Here is a 24,296-nt window from a genome sequence, read left to right on the forward strand (position 1 = left end):
TCATTGCGCAGGCGACGTTGGATTTATCATGCAAAAGCGCAGCGCTCGGTATCCACACGCGCTTGCTGGGCCGACAGCCTCGTTGATAAAGTGGGCCGCATGACGCTCTTGCGCTCGGCCCTGTCCGGGATTTGCCTTCTCGGCGTGCTGGGCAGCGGCATCGGGCTCGCGCGCGCAGCACCTGCGCTGACCGAGAGCGCGGCAGCGATGAAGGCGCGCCAGAAGGCCCGGATTGCCTTTGGCGCACGGAAGTGGACCGACGCGGAAGCGAGCTTCGAAGCCGTCCTGGCGGCGCCCGACGCCGCCGGAATGACCGCGGTGCAGCGGGCCGAGGTGCTCGGCTATCTCGGGCTTTGCGAGCTGGAGCAGGGCAAGCACCGGGAGGCCGCCGAGCACCTGGGGCGGAGCCTCGAGCAGGACGCCGCCCTGAATCGGGCGCTCCTCGACAGGTTCACGCGGGCGTTCGACACGGCGATCGAGCACGTCGGGAGGATCTATGTGGCTGCCTCCCCGCCCGACGCCGAGATCCTCCTGGACGGGGAGCCCGTCGGCACGGGCGCCACGGTCCACGAGCTGTTCGTCGCGCCGGGCACGTACACGCTCCGGGCCCGGCTGTCGGGGCACGGGGAGGGCTCGCAGCGGGTCGAGGTCGATGCGGGGAAGACGGTCAGCGCGGCGCTGCAGCTCGTGCGCGCGGCCGACGCGCCCGCGCGCGCGCCGGCTCCGGGCGCGAGGAAGAGCGAACCGGTCAAGCCGCAGGCCCCGGGGCCGGTGGCATCGTGGCTCGGGCCGGCGCGTATCGCCGGCATCGGTCTGACAACGGCGACGGCCTCCCTCGGCGCCCTGTTCATGGTCCGCGCGAGCGCATCCAACGGCGATCTCAAGGAGCGCAACAGCAAGCTGGACGCGCTCGGGTTCACGCCGTGGGCGTGCCGCGAACCGTCGCCGCCTTCAGCGTGCAACGAGCTGGCGGTCCTCCGGCGAGAGCGAGATCAGTTCGCCGCCCTCGGCACGGCGATGGTGGTCGCGAGCGGCGTGGTCGGCGCCGTGACGGTCGCCTCGTTCTTCACGGATTTCTCCTTTCTGCAGTCCGAGCCCACGGGCGCCCGCGTCGCGCTCTCGCCGGCCGCAACGCCAGGGCAGATCGGCCTCGTGGCGCACGGGGTGTGGTGATCCGAGGAGCCAGGGACATGCACTTTCTCCAGGGACGACACGTGCGGCGGCTGTGCGCCGTCGCCGCGTTCTCGACGAGCGGCGCGGGAGGGCTCTCCGGCTGCACGTACGCAGAGGACTGCGGTGAGGAGCGGATGTGCCTCGCCCCCCCGCCGTCGCCGTGCGAGGTGAACGAGCCGGGCATGGGGCCCGTGATGGACGAGTGCGGGGTGTTCGTCAGCGCCAGCGCTCCAGCGGAGGGCGCGCGCGCGGGCACGCGGCTCGAGCCGCTCGGCTCGCTGCAAGCCGCGATCGTGGAGGCGCAAGCGCGGGGTTTGCGCCACGTCTATGCGTGCGGCGAGACGTTCGAGGAAGAGGTCACCCTGATCTCGGGGATCCACGTCTGGGGCGGCCGTAGCTGCGATGAAGGCGCGTGGTCGTTCGATGGCGTCAACCACCCGACGATCATCGCCCCGCCTTCGGGGATCCCGCTGCGGGTCGTGGGGGACGACGGCGCGACGTCGGTCATCTACGGCGTGCGCGTCGTGGCGGCGGACGCCTCCGCGAGCGACGGCAGGTCGTCGATCGCCTTGATCTTGAGCGCGGGGGCCGGGGCGATCGTGCGATCGAGCGCGATCGTCGCGGGCGACGGCGAGGACGGGGAGCCGGGAGAGGACGCGGACAGCGAGCGGGCAGCCGACGGCGTGGAGGGGAACGACGGCGTGAGCGCCTGCACGGACGACTCCCCGGCGGGCGCCCTTCCGGTCGTGACAGTGTGCGACGACGGCATCGAGTCCACCGGAGGCTACGGGGGCGACGGCGGGCTCGACGCGGGGGGCGACGGCGCCCCGGGGCAGCCGAGGCCGGCGGAGAACCAGGACCCGGAGAAGACGGGTCTCGGGGGCCGCGGCGCGGATGCCCTCCGATGTGAAAAAGGGGACCCTGGTCCCGACGGCACCGACGCCGCTCGCGCTGACGGCGCGGTGGGCATGGGCTACCTCACCGAGGATGGCTGGGTCGGCACGCGCGGGGACAACGGGAAGCAGGGCGGTGTTGGCCATGGCGGGGGCGGCGGGGGCGGCAGCAGGGGACGAGGCGACATGGTCGCATGCCGAGCGGGCAGGCCTGAGGGCGGCGCGGCCGGCGGATCGGGCGGGAGCGGGGGCTGCGGGGGCCGGGGAGGCTATGGCGGCGGCTATGGTGGGGCGAGCATCGGCGTCGTTGCGCTGCAGGGGAGCTCGGTGACGCTCGAGGCGACCACCGTGACCGCGGGCAAGGGCGGCGCCGGTGGGGTCGGTGGAACGGGCCAACCGGGCGGCGCCGGACGACCAGGTGGGGACGGTGGACAGGGCTTCGATGACCTGTGGGCTGCGTGCGACGGCGGCCGTGGAGGCAACGGGGGCCGCGGGGGCGATGCCGGCGGCGGCCTCGGGGGTCCCTCGTATGGCGTCGCATCGATCGGCGCCTACGTTCGCTTCGGTCCGGACGCCCCCCTCCGCCCTGGAAGCGCCGGCGAGGGCGGTCTCGCGGGCAATGCGGCTCCCGATGACCCTGTGGGCATGGGAGAGCCGGGCCATTCATTGCCCTACGTTCAGTTCGATGCGCCCGACCCTGAACCGCCCCGCTGAAGGGCCGGGAGCACGCCGCGTCACATCGAAGGAGAACCATGCAAATCACAGCAGCGATCACCCTGTCCCCCGCGCTGTTGCTCGTCGCCGCCGGCTGCGGCACCGCGCCGGGCCCGAGCGACGCTGGCGGAGCGGCGTGCGACGGCGCGTCGTGGTGTCCAGGCGACGCGCCGCCGGAGTCGGTCTGTGTCGAACGCCTCGCCGCCGGCGTGCTGGAGGATGGATGCGGGGTGTTCGTCGCGGGCATGTTCGGCGACGGGGACGACGCGAATCCCGGCACGACGAGGGACAAGCCCGTGCGCACGCTGCAGCGCGGCGTCGAGCTCGCGCGCACCGGACGAGGACGCGTCTTCGCGTGCGATGACGGATTCTTCGAGCCCCTCGCGCTGCCGTCGGGCGTGGATCTCATCGGCGGCTACAACTGCTTGTACTGGAAGCGCGAGCCGGGCGTGCGCCCGACGCTTCAGATCATCAAGGGCCACGAGACCAGCCTGACCGTCGTGCCCGCGAGCCCCGGAGACACGGGAGCCGCGGACGGGGTATCGACGATCATCGACATGCGGTTCGCCTCGAACGGCCCGATCGGGATGCTCGTCCAGTCTGGCACGGCGGTGGAGCTCATCCGGAGCCGGATCAGCGCCTCCTGGGGCTGGGCAGGCCGCGATGGCGAGAAATGGCCCTATCCGAACGAGGCAGCGGAGGGGCCCGATGGGCAGTACGGGGGCGACGCGTGCTCGGGCGCCGTCGTCCCTGGCGCCCCTGCGGCGGTGAACCCGTGCGACGGAGGGATCCCGAGCGTCGGCGGGAAGGGAGGGGACGGGCTTCCCGACGGCGCCGGCGACGGTGGGGACGGGCAGCCGTTCGAGGCGTCCAACCCGACGTTCGGGCGGGGGGGAGCCGGGGACGTGCCGAGCACCGGGTGTGAACATGGACAGGTCGCGCTCCACGGCCCGCACGGTTTCATCGGCGCAGCCGGCGAGGGCAGGGGGCGCATCACCGAGACAGGGTGGGAAGGCGACAAGGCCGGCGACGGGAGCAGGGGCATGCCCGGCCAGGGCGGCGGCGGGGGCGGCGGCCGTCGGGGAGGGCTCTCTGCGTGCGGTGTGGCGTCCAAGGGAGGCGCGGGCGGCGGCTCCGGCGGCGCTGGCGGCTGCGGCGGTCGAGGCGGCCAAGGGGGCGAGAACGCCTGGCCGTCGATCGGCATCGTTGCACTTCATGCCAAGCTGACCGTGCGCGATACCGAGATCGTGACAGCCGGAGCCGGGCAGGGCGGCGACGGCGGGCCCCCCGAGCGAGGGGGTTTAGGCGGCCGAGGCGCCCCGGGAGGCGCCTTGGGGGACGGCATGTGGTCCTGTCACGCCAACGGGGGCGACGGAGGCTACGGCGGCTACGGCGGCCCCGGGCGTGGCGGCGACTCGATCGGCATCGCCTACCTCGACGAGGACCAGCTCACGCTGGAGGGCGTCACCTATGAGCTTGGACTGCCGGGCAAGGGCGGCGTGAGCTGGGATATTTGGACCGGCGACGAGGTCACGGGGGAGGAGGGCATCGCCGCCGAGACGCTCCGGTTTCCTGAATAGCCGGACTGAAGCCCGCCCAGCGAACCGCCTCGTCCAGCTTCAGCGGTCGCGAACGTCCAGATGCCGCCCCACGGCCCGGTTGCGGCGTTCGCGAGAGTTGCCCGCATTACTTTCCGCGTAGAAATTCATTCCAGCTTTACTTAGCATTCCGGGCTCGGAGGCAGCTCATGTCGAAGCGCAGTCTTGTAGGCAGGCTCGGAGCTCTGCTTGTCATCGGGTCCGTCGGCGCGATAATGATACCGGCATGTACGATCCGAATCGGGAAACGCGGAGAAACGGAGGACAGCAAGCCCACACCTGACGAGACACCCACCCCGGACGGGATGCAGCCAGCGCCCGACGAGACGCAGCCCACACCGACAGACGACGGCGCAGAGGATAGCACGACGTTTACCCCGGAAGAGGAAGCTGCGATCGATGCAGCGCACAACGCAGACCCGAGGGAACTCGCCTTGATGAACGCTAAGGCCACCTATGCAGCCTATGCGCTCTCCGGGCTCATCGAGACACAGGTCGTTGACCCGACCATCGTTGACGAGCAGACACTTCGCCAGATTATCGACCAGAACACGGAGCTTGCCTGGCAGCTAGCCGAGGAGTGGATCGCAACGCTCGATCCGACAACGCTGTCCGTCGGATATCCGATCAAAGTCGAGTGCATGGATCCACCCCTTCTGTGCCAGTCGAGCGTGAAGTGTCCATTCGCCAAGAGATGCGTGCTCAACGATTGCGGCGATGGTCGTTGTAGGACGTGCCCTAATATCTGGGATCTTGGCAATCTGATTATTGGAGGGTGGAGCACCTACACCTGCTACAATGATCTCGATATCGTGGGCGCTGCCATCACGTTAAAACCGGCAATCGGAAGCCAACTGGTCCCCTGGATTCAGCTCTGTAGACCGAAGTGATAGAGGGACTCGCCATGGACTCTGACGAAGCTTCGAAGCGCGCCGCCCGGCTCGCGCAATGTATCTCTGGAGCCCTGAACCTTGCGGGTTTGCTCGCGTCGCCACGCGCAGCGCGCAAACTCGGGGTGATGCCGTCTCGCGAGCACGCCGTCGAGCACCTGACCGACCTCTTGACTGTGCTCGGCGAAGGCCCCGACGCAGGGCTCAGCGCGGGTGCGCGGCCGCTAGACGCAGCGTCGGAGGTAGAGAGACTGCTCGCGCTGTGCCGGGACTGGTCGCCATCCCCAGACATCCCGGCCGAGATCCTGCGTGCTGCGCGTGACGTGCTCGTTGCGTTCGCCATCCCGGAGCCGCCCGGAGGGTGGGATGACTGGGAAGGCGCGCCGCCTGAAGCGCCGCCCGAGCCAGAAGACCAGGACCCGCGCCCGCCGCCTACGGAGGCGGAGCTGGCAGCAATCCCGGATACGGCCACCTTCGCCGCAGCCCTCGTGTGGTGCGGCTATCTCGCGTCACCCAAGATGGTCGCGAAGATCCCCCCCGCGGATCTGCGTCGTCCAGCGCTCGGCCACATCGACAGCTTGCTCGACACCTTCCGGCCAATCCGCCGGAATCAGCCGGAGACGCGGGCATGGTGGCTAGCGCTGCTCGAGCGCCTCGAGAGCTTCCGGGCGCTCTGCGAAGCATGGGACGGCACCACAGCGCCGCCCATGCCGTTGCAGGAGGCCGCGCGGGCGGTCCTCATGTACCTAAATCACAAGTCGAGTTCGGAGGAGTATGAGGCGCTCGATGAGGAGGTAAGCCCGTTCTACCTCCAGCCTCCCGGCCCCCGGGGCGGGTAGGCTCGGCGGTCCGCCAAGCATCGGAACTTACAGACGGTCACGCAGCGTCTACGAGCGCGGGGAGCCCGTTCGCCGAAGCGGTTGCCCTCGGTGCGGGTGAGCGGCACGGCGCGGCGCCTCGGAGCAGGGCGCCGCGCCTAGAACGAGAGCGAGGTGTTGACCTGGCTCCCGTGACGGAGCCATCGTTGCTTCTCCTCGAGTGCCCGGCCTGCAAGGGAAGGATGAAGCTCGTCGCCATGATCACCGAGCCGAGCAACATCGCCCGCTTCCTCACTGCGCTCGGTGAGTCGACCAACGTTCCAGGTCGCTCACCCAGCGCCGACGCGGCGGCCGCCGTACTGGGGGTTCGGGGTGCAGGGCGCCGCAGGCGACCCCGAGCCCCGTGCGTTGAAAAGCACCGTCCTGCGCCGCAAGGCGCTCGGGGACGCCGCGTCGCCGCAAGAACATCCCGGGCCAAAGCAACTCCCGGAGGGCGATGTGTGCCCGCGGCACGCCGATGCGCCCCTTGGCGCGCTCTGCGCCGCGCGGGGCCCGCTCTTTCGACCCGTGAACGACGCGGTCGCGCGGCAGTGGCGTGGTTTTGTCAGCGTCGCCCCGCTCGCTGCGCTCAACCGAGCGACTGCAAGATCGAGCTGAATCCGTGCTGGCCGTGGCGGCTGCCCTGCGGGGACAGCCACGCTTCGTATGTGTCGCCGCTCGGCGAACGGAGCTGGATGAACTCGAGGCTCACGAGAGGGTTGAAGGGGTTGCCCGGGCGGGGGCCGATGTCTTGGCCGGGATACGCCGCGTCTTGGTTGAAGGCGCGCGTGCCCTGATCGAGGGCGGCGAGGTGCTTGTAGTTGCCGCGTTTGCCGAAGTCGCTGTACTCGCGAGAGACGAGGACGCGGCCGCGGTTGGTGAGGCCGACGTGAACGTTGGGAACGTAGGTGGAGACGCCGATCACGGCGGCAGATGCGGCGTTGAGGACTCCGCCGGCGATGCGGCGGGCCGTGCCGGCGGGCGCCTGGTACTCGACTCCGCTCCAGTTGCCGATGATGCGCTCGTCGGGCTGGAGCTCGTAATACTGGGCGTAGAAGTCGCTGAATTTTTGCTCGATCTCCTCCGGGGTCATGTTGGCGGCCTCGGCCATGGCCTTCTTGCGGACGTACATCGAGTACGCGAAAGCGGCCGCCATGAACACGAGCGGGATCAAGTAAACCATTTGCATGACCATCTTCTCCTAGAGAACCCGCGCTCCACTCTGGAGCCACCGAAGGCGATGGTTACGCGGCGGCGCACGCCAGGTCAAGGGGGCGCACTTCGAGTGATCAACCAGCGATCGGATAACCGTCGATACGCAAACGCCCCATCAACGGCCGTGGCGCCCTCCTGGGCAGCCCCGACGTCCCTCCTGCGCAGCTACTTCGGTGTCCTTTGTGACCGTCGCACGGGTCCTGCGCCGCTGGCGGCGTCCTCCTGCGCCCCCTCGCGCCTGTCCTGCGCAACAATACTTTGATTCCTGTGCCGCCGCGGCGTCTTCCTGCGCCCTTGTCGAGAGAGGCCACGTTGCCTCCGCCGAAGGGCGTGATGACCATGCCCTCGGCGCCCGCCGCCGTCACTGCCTCTTCTATCTGTTGACTCTGGAGCTCCATGGATTTCCGTTGATCACCCGGAATCTCCTTGGGCCCGTTCCCCGTGACCCGGAGCTCACCCATGGCGCGGTTCGCGCCCGTCGCGATCGGCGCGAAGAAGATGCCGCGACTCTTCATTAGCAAGGCTCAGGGCGCGCTGCGCGCTCGGCTCAGTAGGGGCGCTCGCCGACGAAGTTGCCGGGAGGATCGTAAGTGCACACCCAGAACTGCCAGGCGCTGCCCCCTTCGAACGGTGAGCCGTCCGCACAGCTGGCGATCCCGCAGCCGAGCCGCAGGGAGTCGGCCCAGACCACCTGGGTGTAATGGCCGCACGTGGCGGCGCTGCAGGCGTTGCTCGCGAGGTCGTAGCTGACCGCCTCGTCGATCCACGAGCCGACGACATCCTCGGGGGCGGGTGAGGCGCCGCTCGACGTCGCGAAGAGGTTCTCTCCGTAGCCGTTCGCGCTGTGGCGGAACACACACTTATCGGCATGGGCCTGAGCCACCGCGGCGAGCTCGGACGACCACGAGAGCGGGGGCAGCGGCTGATCGGCGGGCGGGTCGACCGCGGCGCGCGCGGCGTTGTGGGCCGCCGTCATCCCGACCATCCGGGGCGGCTCGTCGTCGCCCTGGCCGCTCGCCGGGGCGTCGGCGTCGTCGGACGAGCTGCCGCACCCGGCAGCGAGGGCGAGCATCAGGGAGAACAGCGCGAACCCGTGGAGACGTGAGCCGAGCGTATTCACGGAGCGATTGTCCTACAGCTCGACCGCGCGCCGCAACAACTAATTCGATGATGGGCTATGTCAAATCTTCGCGCAGCGATCCGGCTTCTTTTACCTACGCGCATAGGTCCTTCAAGGCAGCGAGGGAACATCCAATGACTCGATCGAAGCGCATCGCGCGAACGGCACTCGTGTTGACTGCGACACTGGGCCTCTTCCACGCTCTGCCCGTCCATGCACAGGGCGCGGTGGATCCGCCGAGTGACGCTCGGAGCGCACCGTGATACGAAGCGATCCATGAAGCTCCCGCTCATCTTCGGCACCCGCGCGCGGGTGGAGCGTTCGGGGGAGAAGTTCCGGGGCGGGTGTCCGCAGTGCGGGACCGCCGGGGTCTTCTACCGGGCGAAGAAGACGTTCAACGTGAGCCTGTTCGTCGCCGTCTCGCTATGGGACAGCGCCGAGGACGTCGTCCAGTGCGGCCAGTGCCTGACGGCGTTCGACCCGGCCGACGTCCCGCCGCTCCCGGAGGAGCCGAAGGCCTCACTCACCGAGCGCGTCGCGCGAGCGGTCGGCCTCGACCGTGAGAAGCCCGCGCCGACCGCCCCTCCGGAGAAGCCGTCCCCGAGCTCCGCCCGGGAGCTCCCGTCGAGGGACGTGGACGCCGAGATCGACGCGGAGCTCGCGGCGATGAAGAGGCGCGTGGGGAAGAAATAGGAAATAGGCTCCGGCTTTTTTTACCTGCGCGCCACGTCCCGCGCGAGGTGCGCCTGGTCGTAGTAGCCGAACCGCTGGGCGAGCTCCGCCCACGTCCCCGCGGCGCCCGTCTTGAGGTGCCGCACCGGCCGGTCGAAGCGCACGAGGCGTGCGAGGAGCTTGGGGGGACGCCGACGTGCTCGCGGAACAGGCCGATCACGTGCTTCTGGCTGTAGCCGAGCTCACGCGCGAGGGGGCGCATCTCGACCTCGCCCCCGCGCTCCTGCTCAGGCGCCTGCGAGGAGCCCCGGGCATTTCACGTTGACGGCCGCGCACGCCGCGGGTTGCGGCGAGAAGTCGTCGATGGACGACGCACACGTGATCGCCTCGAAGGCGTCGCCCGTGGCGATCATGCAGGCCTTGAGCTCCGCGACCGTGGCGGTGCACCCCACGAAGCCGGCCGTGTCGCACGAGCCGGTCGGCTCGGGCGCCTCCGGAGCTCGGATGCAATCCGCCCTGGCGGTCTCGCAGTCCGTTCCATCCACGACGCTGGCGAGCACCCCGGTGAGGTCGCACAGGTCCTCCTTCGAGAGGTCGAGTGACCCGGTGACGGCGTCGCACACCTGCTGGGCCTCTGCGGCCGTCAGCTCGCCGAGCTGCTCGCCGTCGAGAGGATCCCCGCCGCCGGTGTCGGTTCCGCTGCCAGTGTCGGTCCCGCCGCCGGTGTCGCTTCCGCTGCCGGTGTCGCTTCCGTCTCCGGTGTCGCTCCCGCCGCCGGTATCGGTTCCGCCGCCGGTGTCGGTCCCGCCGCCGCTGTCGCTTCCGCCGCCGGTGTCGGTCCCGCCGCCGGTGCCGGTCACGCCGCCGGTGTCGCTTCCGCCGCCGGTGTCGGTCCCGCCGCCGCTGTCGCTTCCGCCGCCGCTGTCGCTTCCGCCGCCGGTCTCGCCGCCGGCCTTCCCCCCATTGCTCCCTTCGCCATCGCCGCATGCCACGAGCGAGAGCGAGAGGCCGGCCATCAACAATCCAAGAAGCCTCATCCGTATCATCGGGCCTCCATCAACGAGAATGTTCACCTGCGTGTCCACGCGGCGCTCGAGGACGGCTCCGCCGAAGGATGCGAGCGGAGCTGCATCGTCGTTCGGGCAGGCGCGCAATGCGTGAACCTACCACGAACAGGATTGAATTCTCCTTCCCCCCTCGGCAAATTGGTCGCGCTGGCCGGCCAGGGCCGGCGGGGACGGGCGCCTCGTCGAAGCGTTCGGTCTGGGACGACGCAATGGCGTCTCCAGCGATCCATGCCATTCGACCGGTGCGGATGCAGCCGGTCCTCGTACAGGACGGATGCCGGAGGACAAGCCTTGCACCTCGGGGCCAGCCCTCTTCGATGTACAGGCTCGCCAGCATCTGGATGACAACGAAAGGCTTTGATGAAAGCCCGCTCCGCTCGTCCGCCTGGCTCCTTCCCGTTACGCTATCCTCGTGGTTCCTGCAGACGTCCCGATTGACGTATTCATCTCGTATGCAGCCGTTTGGTGAAGTTCACTGGTGAAGAACGCACGGCGATGCCGATGAAGACGCGCCGAGCGCCGGTGAAAAGCGCGACTCGCGCCGGTGAACTTACCCGGTGAAGACCACGCGGGGAGGTCAGTGCTTGCGGGCGCAGCGCTGCTTGAGCGGCACGCTCGCGTGCAGCGCCGACGCGGATCGTCCCGAGTTTGTGCTGATGGACCTGAACGGCAACGGTCGAGTCGACATCGTGGTCACCGAACGCTGCAACGAAGACGCGACCGGCACGACGCGCTGGCTGCTCGACGCCTCCACCTGCAAGTCGTCGGCGAGCCACGGGGCGCTTTACGCGCGAGGTTCACGGTGTCACCCTCCGTTGGATGACGGACGCCAAGGCCGCCTATCACCACGGAGATCTGCGCAATGCGCTGGTGGAGACCGCGACCGAGCTCGTGCGCACCTCCGGCGCGGAGGGCTTCAGCCTCCGCGACGCCGCCCGGACGCTCGGGGTCTCGGCGAACGCGACCTACCGGCACTTCGACAGCAAGTCCGCGCTGCTCACGGCGGTCGCGAGCGCGGACTATGTTCACAGTGTGAATATCGGGGGTGCGCATCCACAAGGAGCGAGCGTCCAATGGCGAAATTGAACGGGAAGGTCGCGGTGGTGACGGGTGGGAGCGACGGCATCGGGCTCGCGACGGCGAAGCTCTTCGTCGCGGAGGGAGCCACCGTCTACGTCACGGGTCGGAGGCAAGAGAGGCTCGACGAAGCGGTCGAGGAGATCGGAGGCGGCGCCGTCGGCGTCCAGGGCGACGTCGCCAACCTGGCCGACCTCGACCGGCTCTTCGCGCGGATCCGGCGAGAGCAGGGCAAACTCGACGTCGTGTTCGCCAACGCCGGCATCTCCGGGGTCGCGACGATGGGCGCGATCGACGAAGACCACTTCGACCGCATTTTCGGCGCGAACGTCAAAGGGCTGCTCTTCACGGTGCAGAAGGCCCTGCCTCTCATGAAGAGCGGAGGGGTCGTCGTCCTCAACGGCTCGATGAGCGGGAGCAAAGGCTTCCCGAATCAGTCGGTCTACAACGCCACCAAGGCCGCCGTGCGCTCGTTCGCGCGGACCTGGACGACCGACCTGAGAGGCTCCGGCATCCGCGTGAACGTGGTCTCGGCGGGGGCCATCGACACGCCGGGCATGCGCCGCTTCGTCGGCGGCCACACAGAGGCTGCAGAGGCGCAGATCTCGGCCCTCAGTCAGTCCGTGCCGCTCGGGCGGTTCGGGGGCGCGGAGGAGGTCGCCAAGGCCGTGCTCTACCTGGCGTCGGACGACAGCAGCTACGTCGCGGGCGCCGAGCTGTTCGTGGACGGCGGGGTCGTCGCGGTGTGAACGTCGTGACGTCAACTCCGCTGCGTGAGCCCCACCTTCCGGGATAGCCCGCCCGCGCCCAGGATGGCGGCGTGAACACCTCGCCCCGGGGCGTCGGCGCAGGCGGCCACGCGACCAGCGGGCGCGCTCGTCGAAGGTGGCGCGACGCTCCACCTCGGGACGGTGGCCGACGCGCTGGAGCGGCTGGTCACCGCCGCCCCTGGGAGACGTTCGATCTGTGCGAAGGGGCCGGTTACGGAGCGTTCCCCGGCAGCCCGTCGAGCGAGCGACGGTGCTTGCTCAGGATCGCTACGACCCGCTGGGTAGTACGCCGCGCGACTCTCGGGCGGCAAGGACAGCATGGCGCTGGTGCTCCTGCTCCTCGGCGTCCCGCGGGACCGCATCGAGCTCTGGCACCATGAGGTCGACGAGCCGCAAATCTCGCGAAAGCCCCTCCATCTTCATGGCGCTGCTCATCGGTGCGTCGAACAGCGGTCAGGTGATCCCAGGCGTCAGTGTTCAAAGGCATGGCTCGGTCTTGCACTTCTGAGGCGTCACGCTCTGGGACGCGCGCCGAAGTCTTGTAGGTCATGCACGAACTTCGGATGGAAGAGGCTACTGGCCCGTCGAGGAGGTCTAGATTTTCCAGGGCGCCTTTTGCCAGGTTGCATCCAAGAACTTTGCGCAGACGAGCCCGAGGGCGTGGAGCTCGTTGCGGTTCCTGCCACGGAATCCCAGGACGAAGGTATCGGCCGGCCTCAAGGAGGCGAAGGTGACCCCCGCGGGGATGCCGCCTTGCACGGTGCTGGGATTGCTGCCGTCGCTGTTGGTGGCCGTGATCCCAAGGGACGTGATACTGACGTTACCGGTGCTGTTCACGGCGGACGTCCCGGTGATCTGCTGGACGTACTGCCCGGTCTGGAGCGAGAGCACGTTGCTCGGGGTGCCGAAATCGCCGCCGTGAACTTTTTCAGACTCCTTGCTCGTGTCCGCGTACCTGGTGACAAACTTGAAGACCTGATCGGTGGCCCAGAACTGGATCGACGTGATATGCGTCCGCAGCTGGAGGTAGCTGCCGATGTTGTCGACGTCATCGAAGGGGAAGCCTACTCCCTGATCGGGGCTCCCGTAATAGGGCGTGTAGAAGGTGCTGTAGTTGAGCATCGGTATCTTCTTGTGGCTCAGCGACTTGAGGTCGGGATGCTCGAGCTCCGCGGTGGGATCATTCGAATAATCATTCATCGTATTGTCGATGGCGTCCAGATCCGCATCGACCTCGTTTGCCACCTGATCGAGGGCGGTGTCCGAGTGTCCGCCGTAGAAATCATAGATCTGGTGGAGCAGATCGATCTGATTCTTCAGCATCAGGACGTACGCCAGTTTGGCCGAGAGACCAGGCTTCACCTTGGTGCCCACGAACTTGAGGCGGTTGTTCTTTACCTTGGAGAAGTGGGTGCCGATCCCCTTGATGGTCTCGTAGCCGGCGGACTGGAAGCTGGTGATGACCGGCGCGGTGAGGTCTCGCGTCGGAAAGGTCCGGGCGAATTCGACGATCTCCTCATCCTTCGGGAGCTCCAGATTGGCGACACCCCGCACCCCTTGCTGCACCTCCACGTATACCTGGGTACTCTTGCGGATCTCGTCGAGCTGGATCTGCAGGTCGGTGCTGATGTTCGTCCCGCCCACGACTCCATGGGCATTGATCGTCGCCTTGACGTTCGTCTGCTCGTCCTGGGTTTGCGAGTGGAACGTGTACACGGCGTAATACTCGCCGCCGCGGGTCAGCGCGGACACGTAGGAATCGCCGTAGATTTGGAAGAACTCGTTGAGCGCCGCGTCGTCCGTGGGTGGTACAACATCGTCCTTGATCCAGGCATTGGTGACCGTCTCGGTGCTGATGATCTTGCTGACGTAGACCACGATCGAGACGCTGTAGGTCGTGACCGTGAGGTTGTGGATGAACTCCATTTTCTCGTCGACGCTGCCCACGGACGCCATGCCGACCGAGAGCGACTGGTTGATCTGCAGCGCCTGGCTCAGGCTCTCGAGGTCCGTGCAGATCCGATGGTACATAATAACGTTGGCTCCGGTGGAGGCGGTCTCGCCTTTGAGGGCGGTCTGCCGGGCGTCGCCGTTGACGCTGTCGTAACCCTGGAGGACCACTGCCGGGCTCGTCAAAGAGACCAGCGCCGGCCTTCCCTGCCCCGCTTCCCTGCGCTCTGTTTTGGTGGCCATAAATCCATCCCTTCCGGCGACGGCGCCACAGCCGATATGGAACGCGCCGTCCCCCGTTCCGTCCGCTGCAACCTCCGCGCCCGCACCGACGTGTAAGGCTTGCGCAATTCACCGCTCTCTGACGGTCGCGGTACAAATCCGCGGTCCCTCGCGGTCGAGCAACGAGACCCTCCGGTCGGTTCCAGCCATTTACAGAGCTTCGCCGCTGGAGCATGCTTGGGGTGTGGCGTCTGGGCCGATCGAGACGACGGGCGCCGATGGCGGGCATGCCGCTTCGAATTGGAACGGGCTGCACGCCGGAATCTCGACATGAAGGCACATTCGAAGGAGAACACCATGCCAATCATCGCTGCTGCCAGGAACATCGGCCAGAAGCCTGTCACGTTCAGCAGCGTCTTCCATGCGGCGAGCATCGTGCCGCCTGCCGGCATCGCGTTCCCGTATCTCCATCGCACCGCTGGGCGCACCAAACTGCTCAATACCAATGAAGGCGCTACGGTGGCGCTGGGGCCCGACGAGGAGGTTGCCCTCGCCTACGGCGCGATGACCTGCGTCGCGGTGTGTTATTTCTCCAGCTCGTCCACCACCGGCTATGTATTCCACGCCAACGCTGGGGCTGTCTCCCCGGCTTATTTCCAGGAAGCGATGACGGCGATCGGCGTGGCCCCCGCGCAATACAACACGGTCTACATCGCCTATGCGCACAACGGCCCCGCCGATCCGGACTACCAGCGGGACATCGCCAACCTGGTGGGCCAGGGTATTCCGGCAAACCAGATCGTCGAGATCACGGACCTCTTCCAGGGGCAGTTCGCGATGAACAACAATCTCGAGCTCGGCTATTAGAGCGGTTCTCGGACGGGTCTTGCCTAGTATCTCCTGCCGTACGTGTTTACCGCCCAGCACCAGGCAAAGTCGCGCTCGATCAGCGCCCCGAGCTTTGGGGAGGACCGGCTGCCGTGGGACCAGCAGGGCCGGTCGCGCTCAACCACGAGTGCGGCCAATGCGGTCGCGTATGCGACGAGCTTTCGGTGCCCGGTGCGGCTGTACCACGGGCTGTCCGGCGGAGAGCGCTTCTTCGGCCCCGCGAGCCAGCGGCTCGCCCTCCTGGCGCAGCGCAGCGGGCTCGACGTCAAGGTGGTGCCGGTCGCGGGGGATCATTTCACCTCCGTCCCGGAGGCGATGAGGCAAAGCATCGAGTTCTTTCGCGAGCAGCAGTGACAGCCGCCGTGATCGGCCCGCGCCCTGCGCGCCTCGTGCGCGGGCAAGGCGGACGTTGACACCGCCGGCGCCGTCGCGTGAATTCGGCGGTGGACCCCTCGCCGCTACCGTCCTCCCGGCCGAGCGCGCCGCGCACCGATCCGGACAGCGCCCCGGCCGAGCAGCCCCGCTGACGCTCGCCACGCTGGTCGCGTCCCAGGGGCCCGCGTCCGTCGCCCCCGGCGGGGCCGACGCCCCCGCGTCGACCGCCCGCCCCGCCTCGGCCGTCGCGGCGGCCCGGCAGTACCCCCGATCGAGCCTCCGTAGCGCGCCGCGGGGCTCGGAGAGCGCGGGCTCGGTCGATCCAGAAATCGACCGAGCCCGTGTCGGGTTTTCCTCTCCGTTTGCGGAAAAGGTTTGAAGCGCGTGGAGCGAGGGGCATCGGCGCCCCCACCGCCCGCGCGTCCGACCTCACCCTGCAACGAATGTTCCGGGAGGACCCCCATGCGACAATTCACCTTTCTGGCTCGCCTCTCTCCCCTGGCCCTCACCCTCCTGACCGCCGCGGGCTGCGGGGGCCTTGCCCCGGAGACCCAGGCGGATCCTTTCCTTGACCACGAACCGGACGCCGAGGAGCCCAGCGACCCGGCCGCGGAGCCGGCCGCTGTCACGACGGGCCCTGTCGTCGCTCTCACGTCCATTCGACGCGAAAAGGCCCCTCTGCTCGCGGAGCTCGTGGACGGCGCCCCTTCGAGGTTCCGGGCGGACCTCATCGCGGATCCGAGCCCCGCGAGCCGCCTGGCAGAGGCGTCCGCCGTGCTCATCGACGCCGAGGCCGCGAGCGCCGACGACATCCGCTCCTACGCGTCCCTGCTCCGGGCAGCGCGCCTCGCGGGGGTGCCTGTGATCCTCGAGAACGCGCGCGACGCCGAGAAGGTCGCGCTGGCGCTGGGCATCGGGATGTCCGCGCAAGTCATCTACGCGGCGCCCAGCCCAGGCGGCCAGCGCTTCGACGTGCGCGTCTTTGGCGACGTCACCGGCGAGGAGACCGAGGAGCACAGCTCGGTGCGCTTGCCGGCCTCCGCGAAGGCGAGGTACGCCCGGATGACCGCGGACGAGCGGGCCGAGCTCGGAAAGAGGCTCGAAAGGAGCGAGGCCGAGCTCGACGCGCTGTTCGACGCGGCGCCGGAGGCCGAGCCCATCACCATCGACGCAAAGCCCCGGGTCGCCTCCAGGTCCGAGGTCGCGCAGGCGGCGTTACCTGCCCGGGGCGAGCTCCTCGCCGAGATCAAGGGCCTGCTCGCGGACCACAAGACCCACGCGCTCGCCCAGCTCGTGACCGAGCCTCTGCCCGAGGGTACCTACCGCTCGTACAACGTGACGTCCCCCTCCATCAACTGGGAGTGCGGCGACGACGGCCAGCGCTCCGTCATCGACCGCAACTTCACGGTGACGCTCCTCGCCTCCAACGCGCCGGAGGGCAAATACGTCGTCTTCGCGGGCAATGGCACCCAGTACAACCCCGGCGGGCTCAAGTGGAACTCGGGAAACAACCGCGGCTACTTCCAGGAGGCCCTCCAGCACTCGCTTCGTCCCCTGTCGGGGGGCCTCTCGCCCTACGCCCACAGGCCCCACTCGGCCAACGAGTCCTCGACGTTCACCACGTCGAACGGGTTCTCGGTCGGCGCGGGCGTGGGCGTCGAGGGGCCGTCCACGAGCTTCAGCTTCGATGTGAGCGAGCAGGCCTCTCAGTCCTTGAACGACTTCGACGTGATCGATTTCTCCTCGGGTTCGATCTTCGGCTGGCAATACAAGCTGGCCTCGGTGAGCGGGCATTCTTACAAGAAATGGGAGGACCTCCACAACGACACGTGGGGCGGCCTCTACGGCCTGCCCAACCTCGCCAAGAGCACGCTCACGGACGAATACGAGGGTATCTACGCGGCGAGCCTCCAGGATCAGTCGCTTTACCCGGTGGAGAACGTCAACCTGCAGTCGGTGCGGCACACCTGGGTCTCCCACGATTACGTCCTCTGGGAGGAGATCAAGACCACCTCATGCGGGAAGGCGGCCGGCTCCGTCGTCACCGTGGACCTGAGCTCGGTCAACGTGGCCAAGCTGGGCACCATCCCCTTCAAAGAGACGTTCGATCAAGGCGTCGCGCCGAGCGTCTGGACCGTGATCAACGAGGGCGTCACCGACAGCTTGCCGAGCTGGAAGGGGGTAGGCGGAGCGGCGACCGAGACGGGCAGCGCGTTCGATTACCCCCAGACCGCGGCCGACGGGGCAGTCGACATGCGCGGGACCTACCTCGTCGCGCGCCACACGGCCTTCGGGCAGGGAGCGCTCTCGGCGAAGATCTACGCGGGCGACCCCGACGGCTTCGGCCTCATGTACGCCATCAACGACACCGGCTCGAGCTACTACCGGGTGATGTTCGACGCGAGCTTGAGCGTCGCGCGCCTGGTCCGGGTGGACAACGGCGTCTTCACCGAGCTCGCGGTCAACACGAGCTATGTGCCGCCGCAGAACGCATGGATGACGGTGCGGGTCGAGCGCGAGGGGACGACGCACCGGATCAAGGTCAATGATCAGGTGGTGCTGGCGGTGCCGAGCGAGGTGACGTACGCGTGGGGTTCGGTCGCCCTGTTCTCGTGGGCGATGAGCGACGTGCGCTTCGACGACGTGACGATCACGACCCTTTGACGCGATCCTGAGACGCCTGGGCGGCGCGGGGCGCGGACTCGCGCCGCCACAGCAGGATCGCGGTCGCCAGCGAACCCAGCATCGCCGCGGCGTAGATCCCGGACGCGCGCGCCGGCAGGACCACTACCGCACGCCTCCAACTCGCTCGTGTGCACGCCTTAGCGCCTCAGCAACGCGCCCAGTTCGTTGTCGGAGAGCCGCTCGGCAGCCGGCACGATGCGGACCTTGTCGCCGGCCGATCGTACCGGTCCGGCGAGCTGCTTGAGGTCGTTGGGCGTTCCTCCCTGCGGCATGACTGCTTGAGAGAGGGCATGCCACTTTGACAAGGTCGGCTGCGGGATCTTGACCTCACGAGCGAGCTCCGTTGCCGTCACCTGTTGGGACCGGTCATTCGCTGGATCATCTTGGCTCGAAGTGCTGCTGAATACGGTCGTCGCACGCGGGCTCCAACTCCGCCCTATCCAGGTCCTTCTACCCTTGCTAGATCCAGGAAAGCGACAACTAGCCTGATACCCAGGGATCGCCCGGCGCGCGGCCTCTTTCAGGTGCGGCTACCGCCCGCGTCGGTCAGGCAGGACAAGAGCGCGCGATACGAATCCCGGCGCCGAGGCTGGTCGTTGGCAGATAAGGTGGGATCTTTGACATTGCCGACAGGCGCAAGCCGCCGCACCATCCAGCCCAGGCCCCAATCGGCGCGGAATCCCAGTCCGAGGAGGTGGCCGTGACCGACATCACCCCGACGACCTCACCGAAGACCCGCCACATTGCCATGCTGGCTTTCCCCGACTGCCAGATCCTGGATGTGTGCGGTCCACTGGAAGTATTCTCCTTCGTCAACTGCTGGCTCCACCTCACCTGCAATCCCGATTGGATGGCGTACCGATTTTCGGTGATCGCCGAGCGGGCGGGACCCATCAGGACCATGTCAGGGCTCCAGATCATTGCGGACCATGACCTTGCCGATGTGGGGAACGACATCGACACGTTGCTGGTGACGGGCGGCATTGGGATCGACCGGGCCCGCATCAATCCGGTCCTGGTGGACTGGGTCCGGAGCATGGACCAGCGGGTGCGGCGGATCGGCTCGGTCTGCACCGGCGCCTTTCTGCTGGCCGAGGCCGGGCTGCTGAACGGCTGCCGCGCCACCACCCACTGGCACTGGTGCCAGCAACTAGCAGAGGAATACCCGGACATCCGGGTGGAACCTGATCGTCTCGCCCTCCGTGACGGCTCCCGCTACAGCTCGGGTGGCGTCACGGCGGGCATGGACCTCGCCCTCTGCATGATCGAGGAGGATTTCGGGCCGGAGGCGACCGCCATGGTGGGGCGCTGGCTGCTGGTCTTCCCCAACCGACCCGGTGGGCAGTCCCAGTTCAACGTGGCCCTGCACAACAGCTCCGGCGCCCGGCGGGATTTCCGGGAGCTGCAGGCCTGGATCGACGCCCATCCCGAGGCCAACCTGAGCGTCGACGCCCTGGCGCGGCGCATGCACATGAGCCGCCATTCCGACGGTACTTTCCATGGCAATCAATCCTGTTGAAGCCCATCAACCGTCCGGAGCAACCATGCGACTACTATTGCTATCCAGCAGCTTCAACAGCCTGACCCAGCAGGCGTACGTGCTCTTCAAGGATCGCCATCGGGTGGGTGTTGCCGCGGCGACGACCGCGGGAGCGATGCGCGAAGTGGTCGCGCAGTTCAGGCCCGATCTGATTCTCTGCCCCATGCTGGCCCATGTCATTCCGCGTGACATCTGGAGCCGAACGCTCTGCCTGATCGTCCACCCGGGCATCGTCGGCGACCGTGGTCCCAGTTCCCTGGACTGGGCCATTTACAACGGGGAAACCGCGTGGGGTGTGACCGTCGTGGAGGCGGTCGAGCACATGGATTCCGGCCCCATCTGGGCCACCTACCGCTGCGCCATGCGCGAGGGCAGCAAGAGCAGCCTGTATCGGGACGAGATCACCCGCTGCGCGGTGAATGCCATGGAGGTGGCGGTCCAGCGCTTCGAGAGCCGGATGTTCGTGCCGGCGCCCCTGGACTACTCGCGGGCCGAGCCCATGGGCCATTTCCGGCCTGTGCTGAAGCAGGCCCAGCGCCGCGTCGACTGGGAGTCGGACCGGGTGGCGGACATCCTCCGCAAGGTGCGGACCGGGGACGGCGCACCGGGGGTGCTGGACGAGATCGCCGGCCAAGAGGTCTATCTCTTCGGTGCCCACGAGGAGAGCGCACTGGTGGGCAAGCCGGGGGACATCATCGCCCAGCGCCATGGCGCCATCTGTCGGGCAGCGGTGGACGGGGCCGTGTGGATTTCCCACCTGAGGCCGAAGAACGGCCCGGAGGAGCGGCGGTTCAAGCTGCCTGCGGCCATGGTGCTGGGTCCCGATGCGATGCAGGAGGTGCCGGAGCTGCCGCTCGTCATCGACGCCCTCACCCGGGGCAAGACTTTCCGCGACATCTGGTACGAGGAGAAGAACAGCGTCGGCTACGTGAATTTCCGTTTCTACAACGGCGCCATGGGCACCGACCACTGCCGGCGCCTGGAGCAGGCTGTATTGTTCGCCCGCCGCCGCCCCACCCGGGTCATCGTCCTGCAGGGCGGGCGGGATTTCTGGTCCAACGGCATCCACCTCAACCTGATCGAGGCCGCCGCCGACCCGGCCCGGGAGTCCTGGAACAACATCAATGCCATGGATGACCTCTGCGAGGCCATCCTGACCGCATCCGACCAGATCGTGATCGCCGCCATGTACGGCAGCGCCGGAGCCGGCGGGGTGATGATGGCCCTGGCCGCCGACCGGGTGCTCGCCCGCGACGGCATCGTCCTCAACCCGCATTACAAAGGCATGGGAGGGCTCTACGGTTCCGAATACTGGACCTATTCCCTGCCGAAGCGGGTGGGCTTGGCCAAGGCCGTGGAGCTCACCGAGCGCTGCCTGCCGCTCGGCATCCGCGAGGCCAAGGCGATCGGCCTGGTGGATGACATCATCGTGCAGGACGACCTGGGCGACGGCCATTTCTCCCAGTTCCACGAGCAGATCGGCCGCATCGCCGAGCGGCTGGCCAGCAGCGGCCATCATCACGCCTGGCTGGAGCGCAAGCGGGCCGAACGGGCCGCCGACGAGCGGCGGAAACCGCTGGCGGCTTACCGGGAAGAGGAACTGGCGGAGATGCGCCGGAATATCTGGGGCGAGGCCCCGGCCTACCACCTCGCCCGCAGCGCTTTCGTCCGGAAAGTGCCCAAGGTCGGCCTGCTGAAATGCGTGACGAACCTGGATGCGGCCTGCGGCAACGCCCATTGCGCCGATGCGCCCGGGCTGGGCCGTAACCGCCGTTCCTTCGCGTCCATCGGCTGGGAAGCCGTTGCCCTCGCCGCGACACCGTGATGGGCTCGCGCCCGCGAGCGAAGAACCCCCACGCTCGCCCGGCGGATGAAGACCTATTTCGACAGTCAGCGAACGTGGGATGATATGATATCGAGGGCAGGTTGCGCTGATCTCAGGCGCCGGATCGGGGGCTGTCGGCGCTCATTCAGACAGGCCTTCCACTCGTGAAACGCCTGCGATTACCGCGACGCAGCACCAAGCGGAAGGCATCCTACCGTATAGCTGTACCCTGCTGGCGACGGCGCCCGACCCGGCCTGCGTGACCCCGCGCCTCGCGGAGTCGGCGCGGCCTCAGCGCTCGTCGGCGCCGATGTCGATGCGCGTGCCGCTCGTCCGCGCGCCGCCGTCGATGTCGGTGGCGCCGCTCCGGCTGCCCAGATCGATGCCAGCGTCGACGGCCGGCGAGCCGCTGGTCAGGTGGAGGTCGGACGGGGGCCCGACGAGGAGCGGGTCGACGAACCTCGCGTGCGGGTCGGAGAAGGCGCCCGCCGAGCTGCGGCTCGCGCCGAAGAAGATGTTGTTGTCGACGGTCACGTTCCTGTTGTTGCTGCCGCTGCTCACGTAGTCGTTGCCCGACGTGGCGCGGAGGATGTTGTTCTGGATGAGCACGCCGTTCGAGTTGTTCTGGAGGATGATCTCGCCGCCGGCGCCCTGGTAGAGCGTGTTGCTCAGCACCGCGATGTCCGCCGCGTTGCCCCTGCTCGTGTCGTAGCCGCCGATCATGATGTTGCCCTGGTAACTCCGCGACACGAAGTTGTTCCGCACGGTGATGTTGCTGGTGGTCTTGCCCGCGTGCTCGCTGGCAATCTCGATGCCGATGTCGCTCGAGTCCACCTTGTTTCGCTCGATGACGATGTCCTTGCCGCCGTCGACGTAGATGCCGTCAGCCGACCGCTCGCCGTCGTACGCGGGGTTTCCGGCCGAGGAGATGTTGTAGACGATGTTGTCCACGCACACGCCGTCCCTCGCCTGGTCCGAGCCCGAGGGGCCGGTGCCCTCGAAGCCGATGAAGTCGATGCCGATGTTGTCGTTGTCATGGACCGTGTTGCGCGAGACGACGAACTTGGTGACGTTGCCGTTGAGGACCATCGCCTCGCTCGAGCCGAGCTTGCAGTTCCGGATCTCGTTCCCGTCGATGAGGAGGTCGGTCATCGGCGTCGCGGACGTCCCGTAGAAGGCGATGCCGTGGGCGTCCTGGGAGCTCTCGATGTGGTGCACGAGGTTATTGTGGATCTCGAGGAAGCTCGAGCTGCCGCTCACGCTGATGCCCATCGGCGTGTCGCCGCTGCCCTTGAAGTTCTGCACCGTCATGCCGGTGACCTTGATGTAGTTCTTGCTGGAGATGTCGATGCCGACGCCGCTCTTGCCCGTCCCGTCGAGGATCGCGCCGGCCTCGCCCTTGAGGGTGATGCAGCCGGCTGCAGCGGTGCCGCTCCTCGTGAAGGAGACCTTCTCGTTGTAGGTGCCCGCCTTGACGACAACGGTGTCGCCCGCGGCCGCCGCGTTGAGGCCGGCTTGGATCGTCCTGTGGTCGCCGCCCGATGGCGCGACGGTGATGGTCCTGCCGCTCGAGCGGTCGCCGCACGCTCCGGCCACCGGGCTGGGGGTGGGGTCGGGGTCGGAGGTGGAGCCGGCGTCGCCGCACACGCCAGGCGACCCGCCACCGCCGCACGTCTGGGTGCCAGAGCACGTTCCACAGCTCGCCACGGTGTGGGGGTTGCCGCAGCTGTCATTGGCGGAGAGCGGGCCGCAGCTCCTGGCGAGCCGCGAGCAGAGCTGCGCGTCGGTCTCGGGGACGCACTCGGGCGGCGGCCCGCTGGTGAGGGTGGCGTTGAGGACCAGCAGGTCGACGTCGGACGCGTCGGCGGTGCTCGTGGTTCCATAGCGGATCTTGAGCTTGCCGCCCGACACGAACCGAGCGTGCGGGGACGGGAGCGCGAGGGTGGCGGCGCTCCAGGCCCAGGATGAAGCGAACGCGTTGTCGCCGATCTTGACCCAGGTGCTGGTGCTGTAGTCCCAGGCGTCGAAGGTCCAGAGCATCTGGGCCTTCGCGGGTCCTCGGTAGTTCACCGACAGGCTGAGCGCCGAGACGTCGGCGTCCGAGGCGCCGGCCGGCAATGCGTACTCGCACTGAGCCTGGCTGCCGGGGTTGAACTCGACATACTTGCTCCACGTGTCGGCCGTGCCGCTCAGATCTTTCGTCGCCAGGGCCTGAGCGCCCTGGCCTCCGGTGGACCCCTTGAGGACGGTCAGCTTCGAGCAGGTCATCGTCGCGCTCGAGGCGAGCCCGGCGCCGAGCGTGTCGGAGTCGGACTCATCGGGTCCGCCTTGCGTCGCGCATGCGGGAAAGAGCCCGACGGCGAGCAGCAGGGCGCCCGGCGGAGCGTACCGCTGCATCGTGGGAGTCATTCGGTTCTTGCGCGATCGGTTCATGGGTCGTGGTCCTCGTTGTTTGGCTGATGACGCTGGAGTCGCGTACACGACGCGTGCGCCAGGTGCTTCGACGCGAGGACATTGCAAGCAGGCGGCCATGACGCTCATCGTGGGGAACGACGAGGCGATCACCTCGATGGCGCGATTCGATGGCTTGAGCGATCACGCGATCTTGCGCAACGATCGTACGGTTGCGCATCGTTCGGACAGCCGTCGGTTCGCGAGCGTCGGGGGCGAGGAGGGTTTCAGCGCGAGCGAATAAGGCTGGTGACAGTGGATTTCAACCTGACAGAGATTTCTGACTGCGTGCAATCCAACCTGGTCGAGTCGCC

General features: G+C 67.9%; 21 protein-coding genes. 14 read left to right on the forward strand and 7 right to left on the reverse strand.

Annotation, left to right across the window (positions count from 1 at the left end; all coding sequences use genetic code 11):
* Positions 1 to 99: 99 nt before the first annotated feature.
* From POL72_RS12025 to POL72_RS12045, 5 genes are all read left to right on the forward strand, one after another.
* Entirely contained in the window at positions 100 to 1,173 is a 1,074-nt protein-coding gene (locus POL72_RS12025) for a PEGA domain-containing protein (RefSeq protein WP_272095283.1), read from the forward strand.
* A 17-nt stretch (positions 1,174 to 1,190) separates the two neighbouring features.
* Positions 1,191 to 2,780, forward strand: coding sequence for a hypothetical protein (locus POL72_RS12030; RefSeq protein ID WP_272095284.1), 1,590 nt, complete (start codon positions 1,191 to 1,193; stop codon positions 2,778 to 2,780).
* Positions 2,781 to 2,818: 38 nt separating this feature from the next.
* On the forward strand, positions 2,819 to 4,360 hold the full coding sequence (locus POL72_RS12035; protein ID WP_272095285.1) for a hypothetical protein: 1,542 nt from the start codon (positions 2,819 to 2,821) through the stop codon (positions 4,358 to 4,360).
* 167 nt (positions 4,361 to 4,527) lie between these two features.
* Positions 4,528 to 5,268: a hypothetical protein gene (locus POL72_RS12040; RefSeq protein WP_272095286.1), complete on the forward strand. Its 741-nt coding sequence runs from the start codon at positions 4,528 to 4,530 to the stop codon at positions 5,266 to 5,268.
* A 14-nt stretch (positions 5,269 to 5,282) separates the two neighbouring features.
* On the forward strand, positions 5,283 to 6,107 hold the full coding sequence (locus POL72_RS12045) for a hypothetical protein (RefSeq protein ID WP_272095287.1): 825 nt from the start codon (positions 5,283 to 5,285) through the stop codon (positions 6,105 to 6,107).
* Between the two features lie 607 nt (positions 6,108 to 6,714).
* Here the strand turns inward: POL72_RS12045 and POL72_RS12050 are convergent.
* Both POL72_RS12050 and POL72_RS12055 read right to left on the reverse strand, forming a co-directional pair.
* Complete coding sequence (locus POL72_RS12050) at positions 6,715 to 7,314, reverse strand: hypothetical protein (protein WP_272095288.1); 600 nt, start codon at positions 7,312 to 7,314, stop codon at positions 6,715 to 6,717.
* Between the two features lie 573 nt (positions 7,315 to 7,887).
* Entirely contained in the window at positions 7,888 to 8,460 is a 573-nt protein-coding gene (locus POL72_RS12055) for a CAP domain-containing protein (protein ID WP_272095289.1), read from the reverse strand.
* 276 nt (positions 8,461 to 8,736) lie between these two features.
* On the opposite strand from POL72_RS12055, the gene POL72_RS12060 reads away from it, so the two are divergent.
* The gene (locus POL72_RS12060; protein WP_272095290.1) at positions 8,737 to 9,153 is read left to right on the forward strand and encodes a hypothetical protein; all 417 of its coding nucleotides are present in this window, start codon (positions 8,737 to 8,739) and stop codon (positions 9,151 to 9,153) included.
* Between the two features lie 20 nt (positions 9,154 to 9,173).
* Here the strand turns inward: POL72_RS12060 and POL72_RS12065 are convergent, their stop codons facing one another.
* Positions 9,174 to 9,296 carry a hypothetical protein gene (locus tag POL72_RS12065; protein ID WP_272095291.1) on the reverse strand — a complete coding sequence of 41 codons (123 nt, stop codon included), beginning with the start codon at positions 9,294 to 9,296 and terminating at the stop codon, positions 9,174 to 9,176.
* A 123-nt stretch (positions 9,297 to 9,419) separates the two neighbouring features.
* The gene (locus POL72_RS12070; RefSeq protein WP_272095292.1) at positions 9,420 to 10,148 is read right to left on the reverse strand and encodes a hypothetical protein; all 729 of its coding nucleotides are present in this window, start codon (positions 10,146 to 10,148) and stop codon (positions 9,420 to 9,422) included.
* A gap of 870 nt (positions 10,149 to 11,018) precedes the next feature.
* Between POL72_RS12070 and POL72_RS12075 the strand changes: the two genes are divergently transcribed.
* Positions 11,019 to 11,285: a TetR/AcrR family transcriptional regulator gene (locus tag POL72_RS12075; protein WP_272095293.1), complete on the forward strand. Its 267-nt coding sequence runs from the start codon at positions 11,019 to 11,021 to the stop codon at positions 11,283 to 11,285.
* Positions 11,273 to 12,025: an SDR family NAD(P)-dependent oxidoreductase gene (locus tag POL72_RS12080; RefSeq protein ID WP_272095294.1), complete on the forward strand. Its 753-nt coding sequence runs from the start codon at positions 11,273 to 11,275 to the stop codon at positions 12,023 to 12,025. Before POL72_RS12075 ends, POL72_RS12080 begins: the two co-directional genes overlap by 13 nt.
* A 615-nt stretch (positions 12,026 to 12,640) precedes the next feature.
* On the opposite strand, the gene POL72_RS12085 is transcribed toward POL72_RS12080, so the two are convergent.
* A complete protein-coding gene (locus tag POL72_RS12085; RefSeq protein WP_272095295.1) occupies positions 12,641 to 14,239 on the reverse strand; it encodes a jacalin-like lectin in 1,599 nt (532 codons plus the stop codon).
* A 336-nt stretch (positions 14,240 to 14,575) separates the two neighbouring features.
* Between POL72_RS12085 and POL72_RS12090 the strand changes: the two genes are divergently transcribed.
* The 3 genes from POL72_RS12090 to POL72_RS12100 all read left to right on the forward strand — a co-directional run bounded on the left by POL72_RS12090 (position 14,576) and on the right by POL72_RS12100 (position 18,145).
* Complete coding sequence (locus POL72_RS12090; protein WP_272095296.1) at positions 14,576 to 15,085, forward strand: hypothetical protein; 510 nt, start codon at positions 14,576 to 14,578, stop codon at positions 15,083 to 15,085.
* 192 nt (positions 15,086 to 15,277) lie between these two features.
* The gene (locus tag POL72_RS12095; RefSeq protein ID WP_272095297.1) at positions 15,278 to 15,460 is read left to right on the forward strand and encodes a type 2 periplasmic-binding domain-containing protein; all 183 of its coding nucleotides are present in this window, start codon (positions 15,278 to 15,280) and stop codon (positions 15,458 to 15,460) included.
* A 483-nt stretch (positions 15,461 to 15,943) separates the two neighbouring features.
* Entirely contained in the window at positions 15,944 to 18,145 is a 2,202-nt protein-coding gene (locus POL72_RS12100; RefSeq protein WP_272095298.1) for a hypothetical protein, read from the forward strand.
* Positions 18,146 to 18,303: 158 nt separating this feature from the next.
* Here POL72_RS12100 and POL72_RS12105 read toward each other — a convergent pair whose 3' ends face one another.
* Positions 18,304 to 18,519 carry a hypothetical protein gene (locus POL72_RS12105; protein WP_272095300.1) on the reverse strand — a complete coding sequence of 72 codons (216 nt, stop codon included), beginning with the start codon at positions 18,517 to 18,519 and terminating at the stop codon, positions 18,304 to 18,306.
* A 347-nt stretch (positions 18,520 to 18,866) separates the two neighbouring features.
* Between POL72_RS12105 and POL72_RS12110 the strand changes: the two genes are divergently transcribed.
* The gene (locus POL72_RS12110; RefSeq protein ID WP_272095301.1) at positions 18,867 to 19,685 is read left to right on the forward strand and encodes a GlxA family transcriptional regulator; all 819 of its coding nucleotides are present in this window, start codon (positions 18,867 to 18,869) and stop codon (positions 19,683 to 19,685) included.
* Complete coding sequence (locus POL72_RS12115) at positions 19,666 to 21,531, forward strand: enoyl-CoA hydratase-related protein (RefSeq protein WP_272095302.1); 1,866 nt, start codon at positions 19,666 to 19,668, stop codon at positions 21,529 to 21,531. The genes POL72_RS12110 and POL72_RS12115 overlap by 20 nt, the downstream gene beginning before the upstream one ends.
* A 291-nt stretch (positions 21,532 to 21,822) precedes the next feature.
* On the opposite strand, the gene POL72_RS12120 is transcribed toward POL72_RS12115, so the two are convergent.
* The gene (locus tag POL72_RS12120; RefSeq protein WP_272095303.1) at positions 21,823 to 23,964 is read right to left on the reverse strand and encodes a choice-of-anchor Q domain-containing protein; all 2,142 of its coding nucleotides are present in this window, start codon (positions 23,962 to 23,964) and stop codon (positions 21,823 to 21,825) included.
* A 97-nt stretch (positions 23,965 to 24,061) separates the two neighbouring features.
* Here POL72_RS12120 and POL72_RS12125 point away from each other — a divergent pair, with 97 nt between their 5' ends.
* Positions 24,062 to 24,226: a hypothetical protein gene (locus tag POL72_RS12125; protein WP_272095304.1), complete on the forward strand. Its 165-nt coding sequence runs from the start codon at positions 24,062 to 24,064 to the stop codon at positions 24,224 to 24,226.
* Positions 24,227 to 24,296 lie beyond the last annotated feature (70 nt).

The organism is Sorangium aterium (genome assembly GCF_028368935.1).
Taxonomy (GTDB): Bacteria; Myxococcota_A; Polyangia; order Polyangiales; family Polyangiaceae; genus Sorangium; species Sorangium atrum.

What these genes read in the sequence shown, in the direction of transcription:
- POL72_RS12080 (WP_272095294.1), top strand. Translation starts at nt 11,273, where the DNA reads ATGGCGAAATTGAACGGGAAGGTCGCGGTGGTGACGGGTGGGAGCGAC.
- POL72_RS12120 (WP_272095303.1), bottom strand. Translation starts at nt 23,964, where the DNA reads ATGAACCGATCGCGCAAGAACCGAATGACTCCCACGATGCAGCGGTAC.
- POL72_RS12040 (WP_272095286.1), top strand. Translation starts at nt 4,528, where the DNA reads ATGTCGAAGCGCAGTCTTGTAGGCAGGCTCGGAGCTCTGCTTGTCATC.
- POL72_RS12025 (WP_272095283.1), top strand. Translation starts at nt 100, where the DNA reads ATGACGCTCTTGCGCTCGGCCCTGTCCGGGATTTGCCTTCTCGGCGTG.
- POL72_RS12050 (WP_272095288.1), bottom strand. Translation starts at nt 7,314, where the DNA reads ATGCAAATGGTTTACTTGATCCCGCTCGTGTTCATGGCGGCCGCTTTC.
- POL72_RS12115 (WP_272095302.1), top strand. Translation starts at nt 19,666, where the DNA reads ATGGCAATCAATCCTGTTGAAGCCCATCAACCGTCCGGAGCAACCATG.
- POL72_RS12075 (WP_272095293.1), top strand. Translation starts at nt 11,019, where the DNA reads ATGACGGACGCCAAGGCCGCCTATCACCACGGAGATCTGCGCAATGCG.
- POL72_RS12100 (WP_272095298.1), top strand. Translation starts at nt 15,944, where the DNA reads ATGCGACAATTCACCTTTCTGGCTCGCCTCTCTCCCCTGGCCCTCACC.
- POL72_RS12090 (WP_272095296.1), top strand. Translation starts at nt 14,576, where the DNA reads ATGCCAATCATCGCTGCTGCCAGGAACATCGGCCAGAAGCCTGTCACG.
- POL72_RS12035 (WP_272095285.1), top strand. Translation starts at nt 2,819, where the DNA reads ATGCAAATCACAGCAGCGATCACCCTGTCCCCCGCGCTGTTGCTCGTC.
- POL72_RS12125 (WP_272095304.1), top strand. Translation starts at nt 24,062, where the DNA reads ATGACGCTCATCGTGGGGAACGACGAGGCGATCACCTCGATGGCGCGA.
- POL72_RS12085 (WP_272095295.1), bottom strand. Translation starts at nt 14,239, where the DNA reads ATGGCCACCAAAACAGAGCGCAGGGAAGCGGGGCAGGGAAGGCCGGCG.
- POL72_RS12045 (WP_272095287.1), top strand. Translation starts at nt 5,283, where the DNA reads ATGGACTCTGACGAAGCTTCGAAGCGCGCCGCCCGGCTCGCGCAATGT.
- POL72_RS12070 (WP_272095292.1), bottom strand. Translation starts at nt 10,148, where the DNA reads ATGGCCGGCCTCTCGCTCTCGCTCGTGGCATGCGGCGATGGCGAAGGG.
- POL72_RS12030 (WP_272095284.1), top strand. Translation starts at nt 1,191, where the DNA reads ATGCACTTTCTCCAGGGACGACACGTGCGGCGGCTGTGCGCCGTCGCC.
- POL72_RS12060 (WP_272095290.1), top strand. Translation starts at nt 8,737, where the DNA reads ATGAAGCTCCCGCTCATCTTCGGCACCCGCGCGCGGGTGGAGCGTTCG.